The sequence below is a fragment of the Pontibacillus litoralis JSM 072002 genome (genome assembly GCF_000775615.1).
GTDB classification, from domain to species: Bacteria; Bacillota; Bacilli; order Bacillales; family BH030062; genus Pontibacillus; species Pontibacillus litoralis.
On the sequence record NZ_AVPG01000001.1, the window covers coordinates 391,878 to 415,487 of the forward strand.

The window sequence follows — 23,610 nt, forward strand, 5'->3', positions numbered from 1 at the left end:
CTTTGAAAACGATTACGTTCGTGATATGATGTATTCAAATTGGAGGGATACATAATGACAAACCGTAGTAATTTATTCTTTTATTACAAACATAGTGTTGAACATGAAGAACAATTACAGCCTTTATTTAATTTAGCGAAAGAGAATGGCTTTCACCTTGTAGATAATCACGAACAAGCGAACATCATTGTGAGTGTTGGTGGAGACGGAATGTTTTTACAGGCTGTTAGAAAAACGGGGTTTAGACAAGATTGCTTATACATGGGAATAACCGTAAATGAACATGCAAGTTTATATTGTGACTTTCATTTATCTAACTTTAATGAAATGGTTCGCTCTATGTTGCATGATGACATTGAAGTACGCAAATTTCCAGTCATTGAAGCAAGAATTAATAAAACGATGCCCTTCTATTGTTTAAACGAGGTCAGCATTCGTTCAAGTATTATAAAAACAATTACACTAGATGTGTTTATTGATGATTTGTATTTTGAACGTTTTCGTGGGGATGGTCTTATCGTTTCAACTCCTACTGGTAGTACTGCTTACAATAAATCAACTAAAGGCGCTGTCGTAGACCCGAAAATACCGTGTTTTCAAGTCACCGAGCTCGCATCTTTAAATAACAATCGATTTCGTACGTTAGGGTCGTCCTTCATTCTAAGCGGGGAAAGGAAACTCTATTTACAAACAGTTGATGACGGAAACGATCATCCAATTATAGGTATTGATAATGAAGCTCTACCAATTCGCAACATAGAAGAAGTAGCGGTTAAATTAAGTGATTGTGTCATAAAAACGGTAAAGCTCAAAAACAATTCCTACTGGGATCGTGTAAAGCGTACATTTTTATAAAGAAACGAGAAAGCATTTAGGTCATACTAGATGCTTTCTCATCCATCATATATATCATACATGATCGTGCCATCTACTACTGTTTTGCTCACTTGTACTTGCAACAAATTCCCAGGACTGACAGTATATAAATCTCTGTCAAAAATCGTAAAATCCGCTACATAATTCGGTTTAATAACCCCTCTAACCTTCTGTTTACCGATAGCTTTTGCTGCACCTGTCGTATATAGAGAGATAGCTTCAAACATCGATAACGCTTGCTCTTCTCCATACGTAACTTGATCATGATACGACGTTCTAGCCATCGCCGCCTGAATGCCAAATAACGGATTAATTTCTTCAATTGGTGCATCAGACCCTCCTGCACAACTAATCCCATGTCGCAACATCGATTTCCAAGCATACGCGTGTGCTAAACGATTGATACCAATCCGTTCTATTACCCATGGAAAATCAGATGCGACAAATGTAGGTTGGATATCTATGACAATATTCTCGTTTGCTATTAATGGGTATAGACGCTCTGTCATTATTTGCCCATGAATAATTCGGTCCGGCATAGCAGAATTATTTGGATACATGCTAACAACATCGACAACAAGTTCCATCGCTCGATCTCCAATAGCGTGAATAGCAACCGGCATCTGAAACTTCCTCGCCTTTTTAACGAGCATGCTCAACGTTTCTTTCGTATGGATTGCCACCCCCTTCTGCCCAGGAGCATCCATATAATCTTCACGCAACCATGCAGTCCTCCCACCTAAAGCACCATCACTAAATATTTTCATTGCCCCGAATTCAACAAATGGGTGGTTATGAAGGTGTTTCGTTTTTTGCATGTCATCGACAACATTGTGATGAACGAGTAAGTGAGTACGAAATTTCATGCTGTTTCCAATTGCATTTAAATAGGCTTGATACGTTTTTGCAAAGCTCCCATAATAGGCTAAGTCCTCTGTATGTCCACCTACTAATCCGTTACTCCATAAATCTTTAATTGCTATGGTTATTGCTTGTTCTACGTATTGCCTATCACATATTGGCATAACATCTTTGATATATTGTTGCGCTGTATCGAGCAATAACCCTGTTAATCCATCTGCATCTTTCTCGATTTTACCACCTTGTGGTTGTTCGGTTTCACACGTAATCCCAGCTATTTCTAACGCCTTTGAATTAGCTACTAAAGCATGGCGACACACTCTTGTTAACACAATTGGATGTTGCATGGATATCTCATCTAAATCTCGTCTGTGAATAGGAATCGGATTTTCCCACTGATTTTCATCCCACCCTTCTCCAATCATCCATTCCCCATTTTTTAACTGGCGAATTTGTTGTTCTAACGACTGTTTCAATGCTTCCACTGATGTATAATAAGACAGGTTTAATCGCATTCTTTTTTCTCCATGACCTACAATGTGTAAATGACTATCCACAAACCCCGGATACATGACATCTCCTTGCAAATTGTATTCAACCGTCTGTTCATCAATATAATGCTTCCTTAAATCCTTTTCTTTTCCGGTCGCTACAATCTTTCCATGATTAACAAATACAGCTTCTACTGTACAATCCTTTGTTTCCATTGTATATATCGTGCCACCATACCATAATTCGCCCATCTTTACCTCTCCCTCCTTTTTGAAGTACCTTAGCATATACTTATTTTATTGAAAAGAAAAATAGAAAGAATTTTCCGGCACACTAAAAAGAGGAGCAATGATTACATTACTCCTCTTAGCCAAACCTTATTCGGTTGTTACTGTTGTCCACCGTATTGTTGTTCTGCCATTTGAACGAGACGCTTTGTAATTTCACCGCCTACAGAACCATTTTGACGAGCCGTTGAATCTGGCCCTAACTGAACACCAAACTCTTGCGCAATTTCTGTTTTCATTTGGTCTAATGCTTGCTGTACGCCAGGTACTACAAGTTGGTTAGAATTGTTGTATGCCATGATGACTTCACCTCCTTGTACTACTAGCATGCGCAATTAAGGGAAGTGAATACGACGTAAATAATGGCAAAACTGGTCGTTAAAACAGGTCAGCAAATTCCTCTTCATCAGCGGCTTTATCATGTTTAAATTCGATTGTCTCAATGTTGTTTAATGTCTCTTCATATTCTGATCCGAAATCAAGTCTTTTCTCTAACTCATTTACTTTTTTACGGTTGGGTTTCGTTTTCGGTTGACTAGGAACAAATACTGTACAGCAATCCTCATACGGACGTATAGAAATATCATACGTATCAATTCGTTTCGAAATATCAATAATGTCTACTTTATCCATCGCTACTAATGGTCGGAGAATCGGATAATTCGTCACTTCATTTATTGTATTCATGCTTTCCATCGTCTGACTTGCTACTTGTCCTAAGCTTTCACCTGTCGTTAAGCTTAGAATCCCTTCTTTTTCTGCTACTTGCTCACTAATTCGCATCATTAATCTTCTCATAAGTGTCATTCCATATTCTTCAGGTATTTGACGGAATAACGTTTGTTGTAAGTTCGTAAACGGAACGATATGCACGCGTACAGTGCGGCCATAACGAGTTAATTTCTTAGCTAAATCCAATACTTTCTGTTTTGCCCTCTCACTCGTATAAGGTGGGGAATGGAAATGAATCGCTTCTAACTCTACCCCACGCTTCATCGTTAAATATCCGGCAACAGGACTATCAATTCCACCTGATAATAGTAATAAACTCTTTCCTGTCGTACCAACCGGAAGTCCACCAGCTCCTTTTATTTTCTCAGACGTGATAAATGTTCCTTCTCGTCTAATTTCAACGTTAATCTCTAAATCTGGATGATGGACATCTACTGTATACTTCTCTGTATTCGTTAATAAATGTCCTCCAAGAATACGGTTCATTTCTTGTGAACGAATCGGAAAATCTTTATAGACTCTTTTCGTTGATATTTTGAACGTTTGGACATTGGTTGGATTGGTCAAAGCATACAATGCCGCTTCCTTAATCGCTTCTTCAGTATTATCTACTTTTATGGCTAAACTCATCGATTGAATACCAAATATTTCTTTACAAAGCTCGATTATTGGCTCTGGTTGTTCTCCGTTCAACAAAATATACATGCGATCATGATTTTTCGTAATTTTCACATGCGGATAATCCTTCAGCTTTGATTGAACGTTGGAAAATAGCTTGGAGACAAAATATTTCTTATTCTTACCTTTTAAAGACATTTCTCCGTATCGTATTAAAATATGATCATATTGCATTGTATCTACCCCATTACTTCACTTAATTGATTCATTACTTCTTTTAATACGTTTACAAACGTATCTACTTCTTCCTCTGTATTATGATGCGACAAACTAATTCTTATTGCAGATAACGAACGTTTAAAACCTATGTTACAAGCTTCAAGCACTGAGCTTTCTCCTGCGTTTTTTGAAGAACAGGCTGATTTAGTGGAAACAAAAATGTCACGTTCTCCGAGAGCATGGATGACTACTTCAGGCTTAAAACCTGGTAAGGATATGTTTAAAATATGTGGAGCAGCATCCTCAGGCGAATTAATATAAACTCCTTCTATTTGCCGTAATTCGCTTCGAAGCTGACCATTTAAATGTTGTAAATGATGATGGTGTGTTCGTTGCTTGTCTAATATAATGCGTAGCGCCTTTACCATTGACACACTTCCAGCCAAATTCTCTGTACCTGCTCGATAGGATAATTCTTGGCTTCCTCCATGTAAAAGTGGAAAGATGGATGTTCCTTTTTTAATATACAACATACCTGTCCCATTTAGTCCATGAATTTTATGACCTGACATGGTACATAAATCGATATGAGCCTTATTAAAATCCAATGGAACCTTTCCTAATCCTTGGACATAATCCACATGGAAAAACAACTTCGGATATTTATTCGCTATTTCTCCGATTTCTTCTATCGGTTGTATCGTTCCTAGTTCATTATTTACGTGCATAACACTTATTAAAATCGTATCTTCTGTAATGGCATCAGCTATATCTTGTACATTCACTTGTCCATTTTGATCGACTGGAAGATACGTCACATTAAAACCTAATGACTCTAAAGACTTACAAGCTTCTTTAACAGATGGGTGTTCTATAGATGTTGTAATGATATGCTTCCCTCGTTGCTGATGTTGAAGAGCTATTCCTTTAACGGCCAAATTATTCCCTTCTGTTCCACCTGATGTGAAAATAATTTCTGATTCTTCAACATTTAACAATTGAGCTGCTTGCTTTTTTGCTTGCGTAAGTAATCGTTCCGAATCGCAACCTATTCGGTGAATCGAAGAAGGATTTCCATAATATCGTTCAGATACTTGACGAAATGTTGCTAACACTTCTAGATACGGTTTAGTCGTTGCGCTATTATCAAAATATATCATCGCTCGAGCTCCTTTTCATCATTTACAGGCATTACATCACCTACTACGTGCCTACCCATTCTACTTTTAAGCCTATTATGGCTAGAAAAACATATCAACCTGTTTGTGCGAATCCATTTTATAATTGCTTCACATGATTGGAACGTAAGATGGCGACTCCAGCGGGAATGGCATGAGTCCTAGAGACCTAAGTATTCTCCTGAAGCGCAATCAACTGTTCTTCCACACATATATTCGTTCAGATTTCAATAAGGATATTTTCATTTTGAAATTGATTCATGGGTGGAGAAATATTATATAAAAGGAAAATCCTAGTACGTGATAAGGTACTAGGATCTCGAGTATTTGTGAAAAGGATAATCCTACAAAGTGTTTTGTCTCACTCACTTATTGAAATGAGGTTAACACTTCATCAATAGACATAATGCCATCTTCACTATTTTCAGCAACCCATTGAACCGTAATTGATTGTGATGGTTTCTTTTCTAATGTATGTGTACTATGACCTGTTTTATCTTCGTCTAACGAGAAAAATGCTACTGGCGCATCCGTTTTTCCATCTAATTGAATAGATGCTTTATCTTGGTGATTAGCGACATTCTTTGACAGCTCAGGCGATAAAACAAAGAAAATCATAATAAACCATATACTAACTGTCACTGCCGCTAAGCTACCTACTATCATTTTCTGCATGTTCATTCACCTATCCTACAGGAATATTATGTAGGTCTTGTATACGCGATAATGCTCCTGGTTCTACTTCTTCAATGGCTTGAGAAGCTATTTCTAACGCTTTATCATATTTATACATTCGAAATGCTTCCTCCGCTTCATCTAATTTGGACGCAAGTAGTGGGTATTTGCTGCGGTATCGGTTTCCGTATTGGATAACCAATTCAGCCCCATTCGCTTGGTCTAGTAATTTATCCGTTTGTTCTTGCGCTTCATTAGTATCATTTAAGGCTTTATTTAATACTACTTGAACCTTTTCCATATTCAATGGTTGCTCTTCAATGACTTGTTGGACATCCATTAAAGATGCACGACTAACTTCAAGTATATCTTCAATGTAACGCGGAATTCCAGGGATGTTACTTTTTTGCAGTTTTCGATAAACTTCTTTTAACGCTTGTTTCGTTTCTGCAATTTGTTCCTTCGCTTCTTTTTCCTCTTTACGAATAGACGCGATTTGTTCTTTTAACGCTTCATGTTGCTGTTTCAATTCGATCACTTGTTCACTCAAGCGTTCTAGTTTCTCGCGAATTATAGTATAAGAGGTCACTTCATCCTCTATGTTCATCTTCACATCTTCTAAATGTTTTACAGCACTATTTCCTGCTTGTTCAACACTCATTTGCATTTCAATATCACGTTCTGTCACATGATACATACTCTGCAGCAGCTCTACTTCATTTTTAGTATTATTTAATTCTTCCACAATCAATTGTAACTGTTCCTGTATACTAGGATATTGTTTCACAACATAACTTTGGTCAACAGCTTCCTTCTCTAATTGATCATAAATTTGTCGTAATCGCTTCTCAAGCTCAGGAATTTCTTGTTGCGCTTCCTCTATGGTAGCTTGCTCTAGCGCTTCAACAAGTACTTTCACTCGCTCTTGATAATTGGAAATCTCCTTTTCAATTTCATAATGATCCGTTCTATAACCACTATTTTTCATTTCAAGCACGTTATGAAGTAATTCATCGAATTGAGCTGGTAGTTCTTTCTTACACGCTTTATATAGTTCGGGGAATTCATCCATCGTAACAGAGGTTTGTTCAATATTAGCCTTCACTGCCTCTACAATGTCATGGGCTTCAAAATAATTTCCTGCTTCCACATGTTCATAATACTCACTTATTTTCTGTTGAGTTTCTGCGATGCTTTGCTCAAATTGATGCTCGGCTTTCCCAAATAAATACCGCTGTTGTAATAGCTTCTTTTTTAATTCTTTTATTTGTGGTTCTAGATCTTCTACTTCTTTACGACCCTCTTCTTCAGACTTTAACAAGTTCTCTAATTCTTGTAGCATGCCGTCAATACTAGCCTCTATTAAATGTAACCCTTGTTCCAATTGTTTTAGAACCTCATTGGCTTTCTTGAAGCGATAACGGTCTGCATGTTCTTCTGCGTTAAATAATCCTTCTTCCAAATCTGGGAGTTTTCTATTTAAGATGTCTTCCCATTCATCACGCCACTTCTCAAATTGTTCCTGTGTTTCTCCAGATAAATTCAAGCTCTTTACTTTAGATAATTCATCTGTTACATTGCGACTAGAGATTTGTAACTTCCAATCTTCTAACCGATCCACCTCATCGTATACTTTTTTACGTAAAATTAATCCATAGATTATTACTCCAACGATTGCTAATACAATCATAATGACGTACTCCATAAAAGACCCCCTAACTAGTGTCAAGTACATCTATATCAATTTACGACAAATTATGTATTAATGTTGACTTTATGATACCATGTTAGCGTTCGTTTTGGCTAAATTTTTTCAAATTAATTAGCCATATGACATAATTTCCTATGAAAAATCCCTTGGTTACTATTTCGACTCATTTAAAACATACTTTTTCTGTATGTGACTACACAAAAAAACGCTATACAAAGGCATAGCGCTCACATCACTCCACGTTTACAATGGTCGTGCTTAGCTTGCTCTAGTATATAATCCAGCCATCCTACAACATTATCTGCATACTTCTTGATAAAAAAGTCATGGGAATGTTGGAATAAGACATGTTCCCTCATCTCATATGGCATAATAAAAGGTGTCATCAACATTCCTTGTAGTTGAACGTACAAATATTGAATTTGTAAATTGGACACGCCTACTACGTGCATACATTGATATAAAGCCTCATATATATAATGACGTTCCTTTGCAATATACGTCACCATCATTTCTCGAATTAACGTGTTGTCTAGCGTTAATTCACGATTAATGAAACATGTGAATTGATAGTTCCTTTGTTTATATTGTATAATCGCCTCAATTATTTGCACAAGTTTTTCACGTTTCGATGTGCGCTTCTCGCTACAATCATTATCAATCAACTCGAAGATTTCCATATATTTCTCAAAGTAATGAACCATTAAATACTCCAGTAACCCTTGCTTGCTCTTGAAATGATAACTAATTAACGACACATTCACGTTTGCTTTAGAAGCTATATCTCGAACAGACGTCCCATTATATCCTTTTGTAAAAAATAAATAACTTGCAGCATCCATAACTTTTTGCTTGGTGGACGTTTTGGTCATCATTCATCCCTCCTATAGCGAAGTATTCGATGAAAGTAATGCCTTTCCTGCAAGCTTCGTTCACCAGTTTATGCAATAAATAAGACGACTAAACTTGAAATAGGTCGTTTATCAATATAAAAGGAGGAGTCTTCATGTTTCATGTCGATACTTACAATGGTACAAAAGAACAACAATACGAACAAGTACTCACACAACTAGAAGCGTTATTAACAGGCGAAGAAGATCAAATAGCTAATCTAGCCAATGCTGCTGCTTTACTTCACTTCTTCTTGGCTGAGGTGAATTGGGTTGGCTTCTATATTTGGAAAGAGGAGCAATTAGTGCTTGGACCTTTTCAAGGACTTCCTGCTTGTGTACGAATCCCTAAAGGTAAAGGGGTTTGCGGAACAGCTATTGAAAAAAGAGAGACGATGCGAATTGCTAATGTTCACGAATTCCCTGGACATATAGCATGTGATGCAAATAGCCAATCTGAAATCGTTATTCCTATGTACAAAGATAAGTTGATTTTCGGTGTGCTAGATATAGATAGCCCCATTACGAATCGTTTTGATGAAGTGGACGAACGTTATTTAAAACAATTTGCCGATATCGTTCAATCCCATTTATAACGAAAAGCCATGGAAATCCCCGTGACTTTTCGTTATTCACAGAAACAATTTTCCTCTAAACACACCGTATCCTTCCCTGCGTTTTTTGCTTTATACAGTGCCTTATCCGCTCGCACAAAAAAATCTTCCTCATAGTGCTTAGCTGGATTAATTATAGAAACCCCGCATGATACAGTAACTGCTGGAGTAGTTTGTTCTCGCACCATTTTGACAATCGTCTCTGCTATTTTGTACGTTTTCTTTATGGAGGAAGAAGGAATAAAGACCGCAATTTCTTCTCCTCCCCATCTGGCAACAACCCCTTTGTCTCCGATAAATTTCTTCATGATATTCGCTACTTGCACAAGAATTCGATCACCAACTTGATGGCCATAAACATCATTTACTTTCTTAAAATCATCAATGTCTACAAGCAATAATGAGGCTTTGTCACCTTGCTCAATATGCTTATGAATCATATCATCGAGAAACTTCCTCGAAGCTAACTTAGTTAAATAATCGCTACTAACTAACTGTTCTAATTCTTCTCTTAATATTGAATTAGAAAACGCTAACGTAGAGTGATGAACTAATGACTGCATCAACTTAAACGCATCAAACGTATAATAATAAGGCAAAGAGTGAAGGACGATTACAACCCCTTTGAGTAATCCACGTTGTATCATTGGTATCGCCATCATTGATTGGTATTGATACTTCCTATCGCCGTACTTCTTTATAATATCCCCACTAAACACCGCATCCTGCTTATTATTTAATTCCAGACTTACTTCTTTCATTAAGTTATGTGCTTCATCACTATGAAAGTACATACTACTACCTTCTAATATGTCAAATTGTTCTCTCATGTTATTTTCATAAAAAATAAAGCCTACTTCTTCTGCCCCAAAGGACTGCTTAATTTGTGCAGCCATATACATAACCGTTTCCGTTAAACGCAAACTAGAATTCAGCTTATGAGACGTTTCGTTAATAAGTTGTAAATCCGAGATGAACTTCTTGGATTGCTCATACAAACGAGCATTTTCCAAAGCGTTCCCCGCCGTATTGGCAAGCATTGTAATCAATTCCTTATCTTTATTCGGAAACGTTTGTTTATACGGCGTAATAATTTGCAATACCCCATACACACCTTGCTTTCCTTTTAACGGAGCATAAAAACATGATCTATTCACATCAGCACAATCTTCTAATTGGTAATTACCTGTTAAGAAAGCTTGTGTACGAGCAGTAGCATTGTCCTTATGATCGTACTCAAGAAGCTCGATAGGAAGATCACGGGCACTCGAATAATCATGGGATAATAATAAATAATAGTCCCAATCGCTATACAACGTTCTTAACGTACTAATAATTTCTGCTAATATATCATCCGTGTTCATAGAGCTATGAAACTTTTCGGTTACATTCAGCAACAGTTTATGCCTTTTTTCTTCTTTAACTGTATTATAATAAACCCTTAGTTTGACATAGTATTTTGCGACTGTTTCCCCTATCTGTAGCAAAAAATGAAGGTCATCTTTATATTCTTTGTCATGATCATACGTAACTAGAAGCAAACCTACATACACTTTATCTGTCATAACTGGCACACCAATATGCAGATAAGCATCACAAGGTATATGTATAAATTGTCCATTTAGTATAGATTTTATTATTTCCTCATCCTTGAATACAGAGACAATAGATGGATGTTGGCTTATTTGCTCACAGGCAAGATCTAATTGATCATTTGCTTCATTGAACAAATAAAAGTGTACATATGGCGCTTCTGTTATAACCTTCACTTGTTGTAAACTAGCATCCAACATAGCTTGATAAGACATGTCCTCATTTAGAAAAAACAAATCAAACAATCGACTCTTCCATTCATTGAGTTTGCTTAGTTGAAATTGATTGATAGCCACGTAAATATCACCTAATTCATTTAAAGTCAGACACAAATCCTTCTTCTTACCTAATTATAACGATAATAGGCTGATTTTCCTATATATTTTTGGTTTTCACTTTTTACACTTATAGGTCCTAAACACTATTTCACAACATTTGCATCCCCATTATTTAAAACAACCACCCAAGTTTCCCCTTTTGAATTTAATGGAGTAACATCTGCTGGCTTCTCATCAAAATTCTTCGACCACATCAATTGTGAGTTGTAATAAAGTTGTAAAAGATAGGTGTCATCTGAATCCAACACTTGAAAATCGTACTGAGAAGCGAAAGACGTTGATGGGGATTTTTCATGGGAATCCATAACTTGTAACTTGTCATTCAAGCGTAACCACTTATCATCTTGTTTCATCCATAACCTTTGTTCATCATCATATGTCAAATCTGTGATGGGAGAATCTAGCTCAACGTATCGCTTTGTTTGAAAGTGATATTCTTTCCCTTCTACAGAATAAGATACTAAATACACTTTGTTATCTTTCTCTTGCGTCATCGTTACTTCTGTTTCGCCTTTCTTAGACAAAGAAGAAGCTACTAAAGGTTGCTGCGTTTCCTTCGTGTAAAAAGAAGACTGTACATAAAAAGCTAGGATGACAATAACGACCATTACTCCAATGAATAAATACCGCATTCGTCTAGAACGCTCATTTTCTTTCGCTTCATTTAATAAACTCATAACCTAAACCGCCCTTAATGATTTCATAAATACATACACTGCCTTGAAACTACACCTACATTATAACAAAAACAATTCACTAATGCGCTTGACTTACTTACATAAAAATAATATAATAATCTTTGTGTAAAATAAAAGGTAGCTTAAGTGAACTACCGTTGTTTTCATTTTGTTCCTCTTTATTAATAAAGAGGTGTACTGCGTAACTCTCTGCTGCTGGGGCGAAGGTACAAGAATACAAAATGTACAGCGTGATCAGGACACTATTTTATTTTATGCAAAATCTAATATATAAAGGAGAGAAATTTCCAATGGCACGTTTTACAGGTTCAACTTGGAAAAAGTCTCGTCGTCTAGGTATTTCATTGAGCGGTACAGGTAAAGAGCTAGAAAAGCGCCCTTACGCTCCAGGCCAACATGGTCCTAACCAACGTAAGAAACTTTCAGAATACGGTTTACAAATTCAAGAGAAGCAAAAACTTCGCTACATGTATGGTCTTAACGAACGTCAATTCCGTACAATCTTTAACCAAGCTGGTAAAATGCAAGGTATCCACGGTGAGAACTTCTTAACTCTTTTAGAATCTCGTCTAGATAACCTAGTTTACCGCATGGGTCTTGCTCGCACTCGCGCTCAAGCACGCCAACTTGTAAACCATGGTCACATCATTGTTGATGGTGGTCGCGTAGATATCCCATCTTACCGCGTTAAACCAGGTCAAGTAATTAGTGTTCGTGAAAAATCTCAAAAGCTTGCTATTATTACAGAAGCTCTTGAAGTGAACACATTCGTTCCAGAATACCTAACATTTGACGCTGAGAAACTAGAAGGTACTTACAACCGCTATCCAGAGCGTACTGAACTACCTGCTGAAATTAACGAAGCTCTTATCGTTGAGTTCTACTCTCGTTAATCTTTATTTAAAAAACCCCTTAAAATGTTGGAACACCAACGTTTTAAGGGGTTTTTCATTTAAGCTGACTTTGCAAAACAAAATATAAATACTTTAAAATCAGATACCCCTTCGCTTTTCCTAGTACAAGGAAAAGTAAAAGGGAATCAAGAATTTCTATCTTTAAAAAAGCAATATATGATTTAAATGATTTTTCTCAAAATGCTGCTTCTTATATCGATGGTTTTAATAACGAATTTTCAGTTGAATTTATTGAGAAAAACATAGACAATCATACATAAAATCGAATATTGATGATAGGAGTAAATATAGTTTTGATCACAAATTATCAAGAAATTGCTAACATGTCGATTTTTGTATCAAATCTTTTTTCCAATCTTCTGTTTCCCCTCATTCGATAAAAAGGATTGCTAAAACATAGGATGCATCTATTAAAAAACGCCCTTAAGATAATACAGCTCTATCTTAAAGGGCGCTTATTCATTTGCTCGAAATAGATTAATTTATATGCAACATAAATTAATCTTGTTCACCGATAATTTTCACTTCACGCTCTAATTCAACGTTAAATTTCTCTTTTACTGTTTCTTGAACATTTTTGATTAACGCAATATAATCGCTCGCAGTAGCATTGTCAATGTTTACAATGAAGCCAGCATGTTTCGTTGAGACTTCAGCACCACCAACTCTTGTTCCTTGCAAACCGCTATCTTGGATCAGCTTACCTGCATAATATCCTGGCGGTCGCTTAAATACACTTCCACAAGAAGGATATTCAAGCGGTTGCTTCGTTTCTCTTCGATTTGTTAAATCGTCCATCATTGCTTTAATTTCAGTTTCATTTCCTGTCTTTAATACAAAACCAGCTTCAAGAACAATATAGCCGTTCGCCGGAATATTGCTCGTTCGATACGATAAGTCTAATTCTGATGCTGCTAATTTTAACAATTCACCTTCTCGATTCACAACGATTGCATAATCTAGAACGTCTTTAATCTCTCCGCCATATGCTCCAGCGTTCATAAATAGTGCTCCTCCGACAGTGCCTGGAATACCACAAGCAAACTCAAGTCCGGTAAGCTTAGCCTTTAACGCTTCTCTAGAACTTTCGATAATGGCTGCTCCACTTTGAGCAATAAGCATGTCACCTTCAACATAAATATCGTTTAAACGTTCTAAATTTAAAACGATGCCACGGATCCCTCCATCTCTTACAATTAAATTGGAACCGTTACCGAGCAACGTCAATGGGATGTTATGTTTATTGGCAAACTTCACTACTCGTTGCACTTCTTCATATGTTGATGGTGTTACGAATAAGTCAGCTTTCCCACCTAACTTGGTGTACGTATGATTTTTCAAATATTCATCAAGGAGGATATGTTCTTTTTCCACCACTGTTTGCAGTTCTTCATAATATTGACGATAGTTAGTCACTTTGATCATTCCTTCTCACAATATCTCTATAATGAATTATAGCAGTTTTTTAGTAAAGTGTGATAATCTTACGTAAGCATTTTAACTTTCTAAAGGCAAAATGTCATCAAATCTACTCATCTTTCATTTAACGAAATGATCAACTTCACTCGCAATCCCCATATTTCTAGAGAAGAAGTAATTCTTTTATGGGGCAATGTTCATCCCTTCATAACAAGTGGCTGCCTCATAAACGAAGACAGCCACGTTAACTCTTTACACAAAACGAATAAGGGAATATTTCTTTTTGCCACGACGTATGATCGTGAATTTACCATCAATTCGGTCTTCAGCAGCGACAATGTGTTGTAGGTCTTGCTGGCGTTCTCCATTAATGTAAATGGCACCATTTTGAATATCTTCTCTAGCTTGGCGCTTAGAAGGAGAAATTGTCGCTTCTACTAATAAATCGATTAATCCTTTTTCCTCTTCTTCTAAAGAATGCGTTGGCACATCTTTAAAGCCTTGCTCTATTTCTTCTCCTGTTAAGCTCTTTAAGTCTCCGCTAAATAGCGCGTCGGTAATTTTTTGCGCTTGTTTTAGAGCTTCTTCGCTATGAACAAAACGGGTTACTTCTTCCGCTAAACGACGCTGTGCTACACGTTTTTCTGGATGTTCTTCTACTTCTTTCTTTAGTTCAGCGATCTCTTCTAAAGGTAAAAACGTAAAGTAATGCAAGAAGTTAATGACATCTCGATCGTCTGTATTAATCCAGAACTGGTAAAACTCATATGGCGTTGTTTTTTCAGGGTCTAACCATACTGCACCACCGGCTGTCTTACCAAATTTCGTTCCATCGGATTTCGTAATAAGCGGTACGGTTAAACCAAATGCTTTCGTGTTCTCTTCTTCATTAGAAGAACGACGGATTAGTTCTAAACCAGCTGTAATGTTCCCCCACTGATCACTTCCACCAACTTGTAGCGTACAATTCTCTTCACGGTAAAGGTTTAAGTAGTCATACGATTGTAAAATCATGTAAGTGAACTCCGTAAAGGAAATACCGTGCTCAATACGTGACTCTACAGAATCTTTTGCTAGCATGTAATTGATTCCGAAATGTTTCCCTGTATCACGCAAGAAATCAATGATGGTTAAATTTTTCAACCAGTCTAAATTATTTCGAGCAACTGCGGCATTTTCCCCTTGATCAAACTCTAACATCTTGGCCAATTGTTTACGAAGCTGGTTACTGTAATGAAGCACCGTTTCTTCTCCATTCAATTGACGTTCTGTAGAGCGACCACTCGGATCACCAATCATTCCTGTACCGCCACCAACTAATGCAATTGGACTGTGTCCAGCGTTTTGGAACCTTTTTAAAATAAGTACTGGTAACAAATGGCCAATATGTAGACTATCGCCGGTTGGATCAAATCCACAGTATAATTTTACTTGTTCCTCATCTAAGTGCTTGCGCAATCCTTCTTCATCCGTTACTTGATTCAACAACCCTCTTGCTTGTAACTCATCTAAAATGTGCATAATCTTTATTCCTCCTAGTCATTATCCTTTTGTATAAATAAAAAAACCCCAATCCCTAAAAAAAGGGACGAGGTTTGTATTCGCGGTACCACCCTTGTTGTAACAAATAATCGTTACCACTCGGCTTTATAACGGTAATGAACCGTCTTCTGATTTGGCAGAAGAAACTCCAGGACGTAATTCATAATTTGCTTTGCACTGACTCGCACCAACCGTCAGTTCTCTGCTCGAACAGGGAACAAATTACTACTGCATACCTTTCAACATTTGAATATATGATTGTTACTAATTTATAACACATTCAAAATTATTATGCAACAAACAATTGGTAAGATTCATGTCTAGCATTCTATCTTTATGGTATAATATGCGTTGTATAATTTAGGGGAGGGCACAATATGAGCAAGAACCAACATAAGGAGCCTAATCAATCATCTATCATAACATGGTGGAAATCTGGCATGATTCAAAAAGGGTTTCGTATAACTTATGATGTGATTTGGAATATTATTTTATTTTTTCTTGTTGTAGGTGTTATCGGAACGTTCTTGATTGGTGGTTTAGGAGCTGGTTACTTTGCTTCTCTAGTCAAAGATGAGCCAGTGCGTTCTGCAGAAGAAATGAAAGATGCTATATACAACTATGAACAAACGTCAGAACTTTATTTCGCAGGTGACGTTTATTTAGGAGATATGCAATCTGATTTATATCGTGAGGAAATCGATTTAGAAAACGTTTCCCCTCATATAATCAATGCCGTAATTGCAACAGAAGACGAATACTTTGAAACGCATAAAGGCATTGTTCCTAAAGCAATTGTTCGTGCGATGTTACAAGAAGTGACCAACTCCAGCACTAAAACGGGTGGTAGTACGTTAACACAACAGTTAATCAAGAACCAAATTCTAACTAATGAAGTGTCGTTTGAACGAAAAGCAAAAGAAATGTTACTAGCATTACGATTAGAGCGTTATATGGAAAAGGATAAAATTTTAGAAGCCTACTTAAATGTTGTACCATTTGGGCGAAATGCTTCTGGTCGTAATATTGCTGGTATTGAAACAGCATCACAAGGAATTTTTGGTGTCAGTGCTAAAGAAGTAAACCTTGCCCAAGCCGCTTTTCTCGCTGGCTTACCACAAAGTCCGTTTTACTACACCCCTTTTCAAAATGGTGGAACAGTCAAATCTGCTGAAGGATTAGAACCTGTATTAAACAGAATGCAAACCGTACTAAACCGCATGTATGAAGCAGAAATGATTACGAAGAAAGAATATGAAAAAGCGAAGAAATATGATATTACGAAAGATTTCACTGAACCAACAAAAACGCCTGTTCAGAAATATCCTTACCTTACAGCAGAAGTAGAAAAACGTGCCAAGAAGATCATTGTGTTGCAATTAGCCAAGAAAGATGGCTATTCTGAGGAAGATTTACAGAAGAACGATGAATTAGCTGCTCAATATAACGAGCTTGCATTGCTTAACTTGCGCAATGAAGGGTATAAGATTCATACAACGATCGATAAAAATATATACGATGAAATGCAAAGAGTGGAAAACGAGTTCACTCATGGACCGAATACGACTACCGTTGTTACCGATCCTAAAACAGGTGAACAAAAAACGATTGAACAACAAGTAGAAGTTGGTGGCATGCTTATTGAAAATAGCACCGGAAAAATCATTAGCTTTATTGGTGGCCGCGACTTTAATAAAGAAGAAACGAATCATGCAACGCAATCGATACGTTCTAGTGGTAGTACGATTAAACCACTTGCTGTATATGCACCAGCGATTGAGTTAGGCGTGATTCAGCCTGGGTCTGTCATTGCCGATATCCCAACGACGTTTCCTGGTGGATATCAACCGAATAACTATGGAAATACAATCCACGGCCTAACTTCTGTTCGTTATGCACTTGCCAAATCGTATAACATACCAGCAGTGCGGGTATATTCACAAATTATGCATCAAAATCCTATTTCCTATTTAAAGAAAATGGGCATGACAACGATACCAGATGAAGCGAATGAATTTTATTCCACAGCGTTAGGTGCAGACGTGACAATTGAGGAAAACACGAATGCCTTTTCGACGTTAGGTAATAGCGGAAAATTCAATGATGCTTATATCATTGAACGGATTGAGGATAATGATGGCAATGTTGTTTATAAAAACGAAAGCAAGCCAACACGTGTGTTCAGTGAGCAAACAACGTATTTAACTATCGATATGATGCGTGATGTGTTTGACTATGGAACAGCAACCTATGCCAACACCCAATTAAATTATCCAGGAGTCGACTGGGCTGGAAAAACAGGAACGTCTAACGATTATCACGACACGTGGTTTGTTGCTTCTAACCCGAATGTAACGATGAGCATGTGGATGGGCTATGATATACCAGATTCGCTTTATTGTCCTAGCTGTAGTATTGGGTATAGTAATTTAAACGTAAAACTTTGGGCAGAAGTAGTAAATGCCGCTTCTGACATCAATCCAGAGCTCATGATTCCAGACAGTGGGTTTACACAGCCAGAAGGCATTGTATCTAGTTCTTATTGCGCTATTTCAGGTATGGCACCAAGCTCCTTATGCGCAAAGCTCGGACTCGTCAGAAGTGATATCTATGCTGCCGGAATGCAACCGACGCAAAAAGATAACAGCTTAATCAAAGCAAATTCCGTACAAGTAAATGGAGAATCTTATTTAGCCGGAGATGCAACACCATCTGAATTTATAAACGAAGGTGGTATCTCGATTAACCCTGAATGGCTTGAAGAAAATGGATTCAGCAAAAGTGATATTCCATACTTATTCCCAGACAATGGACAGTGGGCAACCCTTAACGCACCTTCTAATACGACCGTACATGACAACGGTGGGAAGCCTTCCGCACCGAGTGGTGTAAAAGCTGGGAACAATCAAGTAAGTTGGTCTGCATCAAGTAGCCCAGATGTGGTTGGTTACCGAGTATATAAAGCGGCAACCCCAAACGGGAAGCTCACCTTAATTGGAAGTACTAAAGAAACATCACTAAAGACAAAAACAAGTGATGGAGTTTACGCCGTAAGATCAGTTGATTATTATGGACGAGAATCATCCTTATCCAACCAAGTTCAAGTCGGAAAATCGGAAGCAGAGAAGAAGAAAGAAGAACAACAAAAGAAAGAAGAACAACAAAAGAAAGAAGAGCAACAAAAGAAAGAAGAACAGCAAAAGAAAGAAGAGCAACAAAAGAAAGAAGAACAGCAAAAGATAGAAGAACAGCAAAAGAAAGAAGAACAGCAAAAGAAAGAAGAGCAACAAAAGAAAGAAGAACAGCAAAAGAAAGAAGAACAGCAAAAGAAAGAAGAACAGCAAAAGAAAGAAGAGCAACAAAAGAAAGAAGAACAGCAAAAGAAAGAAGAACAGCAAAAGAAAGAAGAACAGCAAAAGAAAGAAGAGCAACAAAAGAAAGAAGAACAGCAAAAGAAAGAAGAACAGCAAAAGAAAGAAGAACAGCAAAAGAAAGAAGAGCAACAAAAGAAAGAAGAACAGCAAAAGAAAGAAGAACAGCAAAAGATAGAGGAACAACCGAAAGAAGATAATCAAGAAACGCGCGACAAATCTTCCTCTGATACGGAGGAATAAACAGACGACGACTTTCATTCTATTTATGAAGGTCGTCTTTTTTTCTGAGGAAGTTTCGAGTCGTAACAAATTATTCAGATTTTTATAATTATTATCTCTGCTTTTCCTGTATAATGAGAAGCAAATATAGGTGATTAATAGGTGGTGTCCAATGAAACACGTGAAGGAGTATCATTGTAAAGAAATAAGTACGGACAACGGTACAATCATAATAGAAGGACCCTTATCAGCTGAGGAATTGCAACCCTATGAATTCCATGAACATCTCATAGCATTCAGACCTGCACACAAACAATTTGAGGCTATAAAGCAAATTGCTGATTTTGAAGAAGGACGCATTATCATAGCACGTACTACAGACACAATAGTCGGCTATGTCACTTTCCTATATCCAGATCCATTAGAACGTTGGTCAAAGTTTGAAATGAAAGACTTAATTGAATTAGGTGCAATCGAGGTCATTCCTGCTTATCGAGGATTTCAAATTGGTTCATGGTTAATTAAAGTTGCCATGCTAGATGATGCAATGGAAGACTTTATTATTATTACGACTGAATATTATTGGCACTGGGATTTAACAGGTACTGGGTTAAATATTTGGGACTATCGCAAAGTAATGGAGAAAATGATGGGATCTGGTGGATTAACACCTTTTCCAACAGATGATCCTGAAATTATCTCCCACCCTGCTAATTGTTTAATGGCCCGTATTGGGAACAGAGTTACTCAACAATCTATTGATCGGTTTGAAGAATTACGTTTCCTTACACGACTGCAGTACCGTAAAGCTAAAGGAGGAGGAAAAGATGCTAGTCGAACAAATTATGAAAACTGAGGTGATTACATGTCAACCTCACGAAACAATTGAAAGCGCTTTACAATTACTAAATAAACATCGTATTCGTCACATTCCTATCGTAAATGAAGACAATCAAGTCATCGGAATTGTATCCGATCGAGATGTAAGAGACGCTAGCCCTTCTATATTTCAAGAAAAGAACGAAACGAACGAACTAAAAAATGAAATACAGTCCATTATGACTAGCCCTGTCATGACCATCCATCCACTAGATTTTGTCGAAGAAATTGCATCCATTTTTTACGAGCGAGAAATTGCTTGTCTTCCTGTAACAAAAGCGAACAAACTTGTAGGCATTGTGACGGAAAAAGATATGCTCCATACGCTTATCCAACTTACTGGTGTTCATGTACAAAGCTCGCAAATCGAACTAAACGTTATTAATAAACCGGGCATTCTACCTGAAGTTACTGCTGTCCTCGGAAGAAGAAAAGTCAATATTACTTCTGTATTAATTTACCCGAATCAGAACGATCAACGATACAAAATTCTCGTATTCCGTTTGCAAACGATGAATCCGACACCAATAATTGAAGATTTAATAGCAGAAGGGTATGAAGTGCTATGGCCAAATATGCCGGGAACCATTTAATAGATTGTTCGTCCAAATTTGTCTATTCTTCAGACTTTGCATCCTATTGTTTCTATGACAGTCATCCCTTCAATCAGCTTCGCGTACAGTTAGCCTATGAGTTACTTCAAGAAAGTAATATGCTTCACAATAAACACTTAATCGAACCAAGAATAGCAACGGAAGAAGAACTTCAATTGGTACATGATTCGAAGTACATTGAAGCCGTCAAAAAAGCAGGTAAAGGTCAATTAACAGAAGAAGAAGGATTTCCATTTGGCTTAGGTACGGAGGATACTCCGATGTTTGATAATATGCATGAAGCTTCTTCTTTATTAGTTGGCGGTACATTAACTGCTGTTGATGCTGTTATGCAAGGTATGGCTTCTCATGCTTTAAATCTTGGCGGTGGGTTACATCACGGTTTCCAACGTAAGGCCTCAGGATTTTGCATTTACAATGATGGTGCTGTTGCTATTCAATATATTCGCAAACACTTTAATGCTAAAGTACTATATATTGATACAGATGCTCACCACGGCGATGGCGTGCAGTGGACTTTCTATGACGATCCAAATGTATGTACTTTATCGATTCACGAAACAGGTAGATATCTTTTTCCAGGTACGGGAAATGTCAATGAACGAGGCATTAAACAAGGATATGGCTATAGCTTTAATATACCTATTGATGCATTTACGGAGGATGAATCCTTTCTACACGTCTATGAAACTTCCCTAAGAGAGATTATCGAGTACTTTCGTCCAGATGTAATTGTGTCACAGAACGGTGCAGATGCCCACGTGTATGATCCGTTAACTCATTTATGCAGTACGATGAATATATATGAATACATCCCGCAACTAGCTCACGAATTAGCTCATCAATATTGTGATGGCAAATGGATTGCACTAGGTGGTGGTGGATATGACATATGGCGTGTTGTTCCTCGAGCATGGGCACAAATTTGGAACATCATGTCAACCGGAGCTCCGCTTACTGGTTCTCTTCCTCTCGAATGGTTAAATAAATGGCAACGAAAGGCTCCCGTTACCTTACCTGAATCTTGGCAAGATATCCATCCGTTATACGAAGAGATTCCACGTAAAGAGGAAATTACTGAAAAGAATGAGCTCTCTTTAAATAAAGCCTTACAATTTATTCGAATTAAATCGGGCTTCTCTTCATAATAAAAAAAGAAGAAGGACTTCCTACACAAGGAAAACACCTTCTTCTTCCAATTATTAGCGGGGGTGGTATGGACTATTTTTCCTCATACTCAGGATCTAATATAACAATCTCCACTCTTCTATTTTTCTGCCAATTCTTTTCAGAGTCATTTGGAGCTATTGGACGAGTTGCAGCATAGCCTGTAGCAGTAAAACGTGATGAATCTACATCATGATTGTTCACAATATAGCGAATCACACTACCAGCTCTTGCCGTTGACAACTCCCAGTTCGATGGATATCGATATGTAGAAATAGAACGTTCATCCGTATGACCTTCTACCTTCACATGATTAGGTATGTTTGTTAATAGTTCTCCTACTTTATTTAAAAACGGTTCACCAGATGAAATAATATTTGCTTCACCAGTTTCAAAGAGAATTTGTTCTTGTAATCTTAACACTACACCACGGTCAGTTTGAATCGCGGATATAACATCCTCTAAATCATTTTCTTTAAGAAATTCATCCACTTCTTGCACTAATTGATCCATAGATTCTTTATTTTGAGCTTCTTGCTCTTCTTGCTCACTTACACTTGGCATTTCTTCAAGATCATTCGTTTGTTGATTGCTATCTTGCTGTCCTTCTGCTTCTTCAGCTGGGTTCTCAAACTCTACAATCGATGGATAAAAGTCAAAAACAGCACGTTGTTGGAATGATTCTGCTACAGCTTTGAATTTTTCTGCATCAATTTGGGACATGGAAAATAACAGAATAAAAAAAACAAGAATTAGTGTCATTAAATCGGAATAAGTGACCATCCATTTCGGTGCACCTTTCTCTTGTCGATTAGGTTTTTTATTAAGCTTCATTTGCAGTTTCCTCCATAAAGGAATCTTCCTCTACAGATGATTGTTGTTCCTTTTCTTGATCAGATAAAAATGCGCTTAACTTTTCTTCTAATATTTTCGGATTTTGGCCTGATTGAACGCCAATGACACCTTCAATAATGACTTGTTTAATAAATACTTCCTGTTCTGTTTTATTTGCAAGTTTCCCTGCCATCGGCTGAAAAACTAAGTTAGCTAACAACGTACCATATAGTGTGGTGAGCAATGCAACGGCCATATTTGGGCCTAATGATGCCGGATCATCTAAATCCTGGAGCATTAACACTAAACCGATTAATGTACCAATCATCCCCCACGCTGGAGCGTATTCTGCTGCTTTCTCGATAATGGCACGGCCCCGTTTATGTCGCTCTTCAATCGCTGTAATTTCGGCATTCATAATGTCGTTAATGACTTCTGATTCAACTCCATCAACAGCAAGAAAGATACCTTTTCTGATAAAGGGATCTTCTACTTCTTCCAACTCTGTTTCTAAGGAAAGTAACCCTTCTCGTCTTGCACGCTCTGATAAACGAACGAATAAATTAATTAATTCTGGTAAATCATAATCGTTTCTTGAGAAGCTTTCCTTCACTACTTTCCCTGTCGCTTTAATTTCTTGTAAGTTAAAGTTAATTAAAATGGCAGCAGATAGTCCACCTATTACAATGACTATTGATGATACTTGAATAAAGTACACCACTTGACTCAAGCCACCATTTGAATAAATACCAAACATAACCATTACTACACCAACAAGTATGCCGATTGGGGTTAATAAATCACTTCTTTTCATCATCTCTCTCCCTAATGATCAACCATAATAAAGAAACATTTCTTTATTACTT

At 37.2% G+C, this 23,610-nt stretch carries 20 protein-coding genes and 1 other annotated feature; of the genes, 7 read left to right on the plus strand and 13 right to left on the minus strand.

The window, feature by feature from the left end:
* Positions 1–54: 54 nt before the first annotated feature.
* Positions 55–855, plus strand: coding sequence for an NAD kinase (locus N784_RS01975; RefSeq protein WP_036831506.1), 801 nt, complete (start codon positions 55–57; stop codon positions 853–855).
* Between the two features lie 38 nt (positions 856–893).
* On the opposite strand, the gene N784_RS01980 is transcribed toward N784_RS01975, so the two are convergent.
* The 7 genes from N784_RS01980 to refZ all read right to left on the minus strand — a co-directional run bounded on the left by N784_RS01980 (position 894) and on the right by refZ (position 8,524).
* Positions 894–2,480: an amidohydrolase gene (locus N784_RS01980; protein WP_036831509.1), complete on the minus strand. Its 1,587-nt coding sequence runs from the start codon at positions 2,478–2,480 to the stop codon at positions 894–896.
* 137 nt (positions 2,481–2,617) lie between these two features.
* On the minus strand, positions 2,618–2,815 hold the full coding sequence (locus N784_RS01985; protein WP_036831510.1) for an alpha/beta-type small acid-soluble spore protein: 198 nt from the start codon (positions 2,813–2,815) through the stop codon (positions 2,618–2,620).
* Between the two features lie 79 nt (positions 2,816–2,894).
* A complete protein-coding gene (gene thiI / locus N784_RS01990) occupies positions 2,895–4,100 on the minus strand; it encodes a tRNA uracil 4-sulfurtransferase ThiI (protein WP_036831512.1) in 1,206 nt (401 codons plus the stop codon).
* Positions 4,101–4,105: 5 nt separating this feature from the next.
* The gene (locus N784_RS01995; RefSeq protein ID WP_036831514.1) at positions 4,106–5,245 is read right to left on the minus strand and encodes a cysteine desulfurase family protein; all 1,140 of its coding nucleotides are present in this window, start codon (positions 5,243–5,245) and stop codon (positions 4,106–4,108) included.
* A 387-nt stretch (positions 5,246–5,632) separates the two neighbouring features.
* Positions 5,633–5,938 (minus strand): hypothetical protein, encoded by a 306-nt coding sequence (locus tag N784_RS02000; protein WP_036831515.1) that lies wholly within the window; start codon positions 5,936–5,938, stop codon positions 5,633–5,635.
* 10 nt (positions 5,939–5,948) lie between these two features.
* Positions 5,949–7,643: a septation ring formation regulator EzrA gene (gene ezrA, locus N784_RS02005; RefSeq protein ID WP_036831516.1), complete on the minus strand. Its 1,695-nt coding sequence runs from the start codon at positions 7,641–7,643 to the stop codon at positions 5,949–5,951.
* A 233-nt stretch (positions 7,644–7,876) separates the two neighbouring features.
* The gene (refZ, locus tag N784_RS02010; RefSeq protein WP_052127082.1) at positions 7,877–8,524 is read right to left on the minus strand and encodes a forespore capture DNA-binding protein RefZ; all 648 of its coding nucleotides are present in this window, start codon (positions 8,522–8,524) and stop codon (positions 7,877–7,879) included.
* Between the two features lie 131 nt (positions 8,525–8,655).
* Between refZ and N784_RS02015 the strand changes: the two genes are divergently transcribed.
* A complete protein-coding gene (locus tag N784_RS02015; RefSeq protein WP_036831519.1) occupies positions 8,656–9,135 on the plus strand; it encodes a GAF domain-containing protein in 480 nt (159 codons plus the stop codon).
* 32 nt (positions 9,136–9,167) lie between these two features.
* Here N784_RS02015 and N784_RS02020 read toward each other — a convergent pair whose 3' ends face one another.
* Positions 9,168–11,042 (minus strand): sensor domain-containing diguanylate cyclase, encoded by a 1,875-nt coding sequence (locus N784_RS02020; protein ID WP_036831521.1) that lies wholly within the window; start codon positions 11,040–11,042, stop codon positions 9,168–9,170.
* Between the two features lie 125 nt (positions 11,043–11,167).
* Positions 11,168–11,761 (minus strand): hypothetical protein, encoded by a 594-nt coding sequence (locus N784_RS02025; protein ID WP_036831522.1) that lies wholly within the window; start codon positions 11,759–11,761, stop codon positions 11,168–11,170.
* Between the two features lie 311 nt (positions 11,762–12,072).
* On the opposite strand from N784_RS02025, the gene rpsD reads away from it, so the two are divergent.
* Positions 12,073–12,675 carry a 30S ribosomal protein S4 gene (gene rpsD / locus N784_RS02030; RefSeq protein ID WP_036831523.1) on the plus strand — a complete coding sequence of 201 codons (603 nt, stop codon included), beginning with the start codon at positions 12,073–12,075 and terminating at the stop codon, positions 12,673–12,675.
* Positions 12,676–13,194: 519 nt separating this feature from the next.
* Here the strand turns inward: rpsD and murB are convergent.
* Together murB and tyrS are read right to left on the minus strand one after the other, a co-directional pair.
* Positions 13,195–14,121, minus strand: a complete 927-nt coding sequence (gene murB, locus N784_RS02035) for a UDP-N-acetylmuramate dehydrogenase (protein WP_198134380.1) — start codon at positions 14,119–14,121, stop codon at positions 13,195–13,197.
* 246 nt (positions 14,122–14,367) lie between these two features.
* On the minus strand, positions 14,368–15,636 hold the full coding sequence (gene tyrS, locus N784_RS02040) for a tyrosine--tRNA ligase (protein WP_036831526.1): 1,269 nt from the start codon (positions 15,634–15,636) through the stop codon (positions 14,368–14,370).
* A 60-nt stretch (positions 15,637–15,696) separates the two neighbouring features.
* Positions 15,697–15,909: a binding site (T-box leader), on the minus strand.
* 125 nt (positions 15,910–16,034) lie between these two features.
* Between tyrS and N784_RS02045 the strand changes: the two genes are divergently transcribed.
* From N784_RS02045 to N784_RS02060, 4 genes are all read left to right on the plus strand, one after another.
* A complete protein-coding gene (locus N784_RS02045; protein WP_084600090.1) occupies positions 16,035–19,271 on the plus strand; it encodes a transglycosylase domain-containing protein in 3,237 nt (1,078 codons plus the stop codon).
* Between the two features lie 151 nt (positions 19,272–19,422).
* On the plus strand, positions 19,423–20,106 hold the full coding sequence (locus N784_RS02050) for a GNAT family N-acetyltransferase (protein WP_052127083.1): 684 nt from the start codon (positions 19,423–19,425) through the stop codon (positions 20,104–20,106).
* The gene (locus tag N784_RS02055; RefSeq protein WP_036831528.1) at positions 20,078–20,722 is read left to right on the plus strand and encodes an acetoin utilization AcuB family protein; all 645 of its coding nucleotides are present in this window, start codon (positions 20,078–20,080) and stop codon (positions 20,720–20,722) included. Before N784_RS02050 ends, N784_RS02055 begins: the two co-directional genes overlap by 29 nt.
* Positions 20,722–21,891: an acetoin utilization protein AcuC gene (locus N784_RS02060; protein ID WP_036831735.1), complete on the plus strand. Its 1,170-nt coding sequence runs from the start codon at positions 20,722–20,724 to the stop codon at positions 21,889–21,891. The genes N784_RS02055 and N784_RS02060 overlap by 1 nt, the downstream gene beginning before the upstream one ends.
* Positions 21,892–21,964: 73 nt before the next feature.
* On the opposite strand, the gene motS is transcribed toward N784_RS02060, so the two are convergent.
* Together motS and motP are read right to left on the minus strand one after the other, a co-directional pair.
* Positions 21,965–22,744 carry a flagellar motor protein MotS gene (gene motS / locus N784_RS02065; RefSeq protein WP_036831530.1) on the minus strand — a complete coding sequence of 260 codons (780 nt, stop codon included), beginning with the start codon at positions 22,742–22,744 and terminating at the stop codon, positions 21,965–21,967.
* Positions 22,734–23,558 (minus strand): flagellar motor protein MotP, encoded by an 825-nt coding sequence (gene motP, locus N784_RS02070; protein WP_036831532.1) that lies wholly within the window; start codon positions 23,556–23,558, stop codon positions 22,734–22,736. The genes motS and motP overlap by 11 nt, the downstream gene beginning before the upstream one ends.
* Between the last annotated feature and the right edge of the window lie 52 nt (positions 23,559–23,610).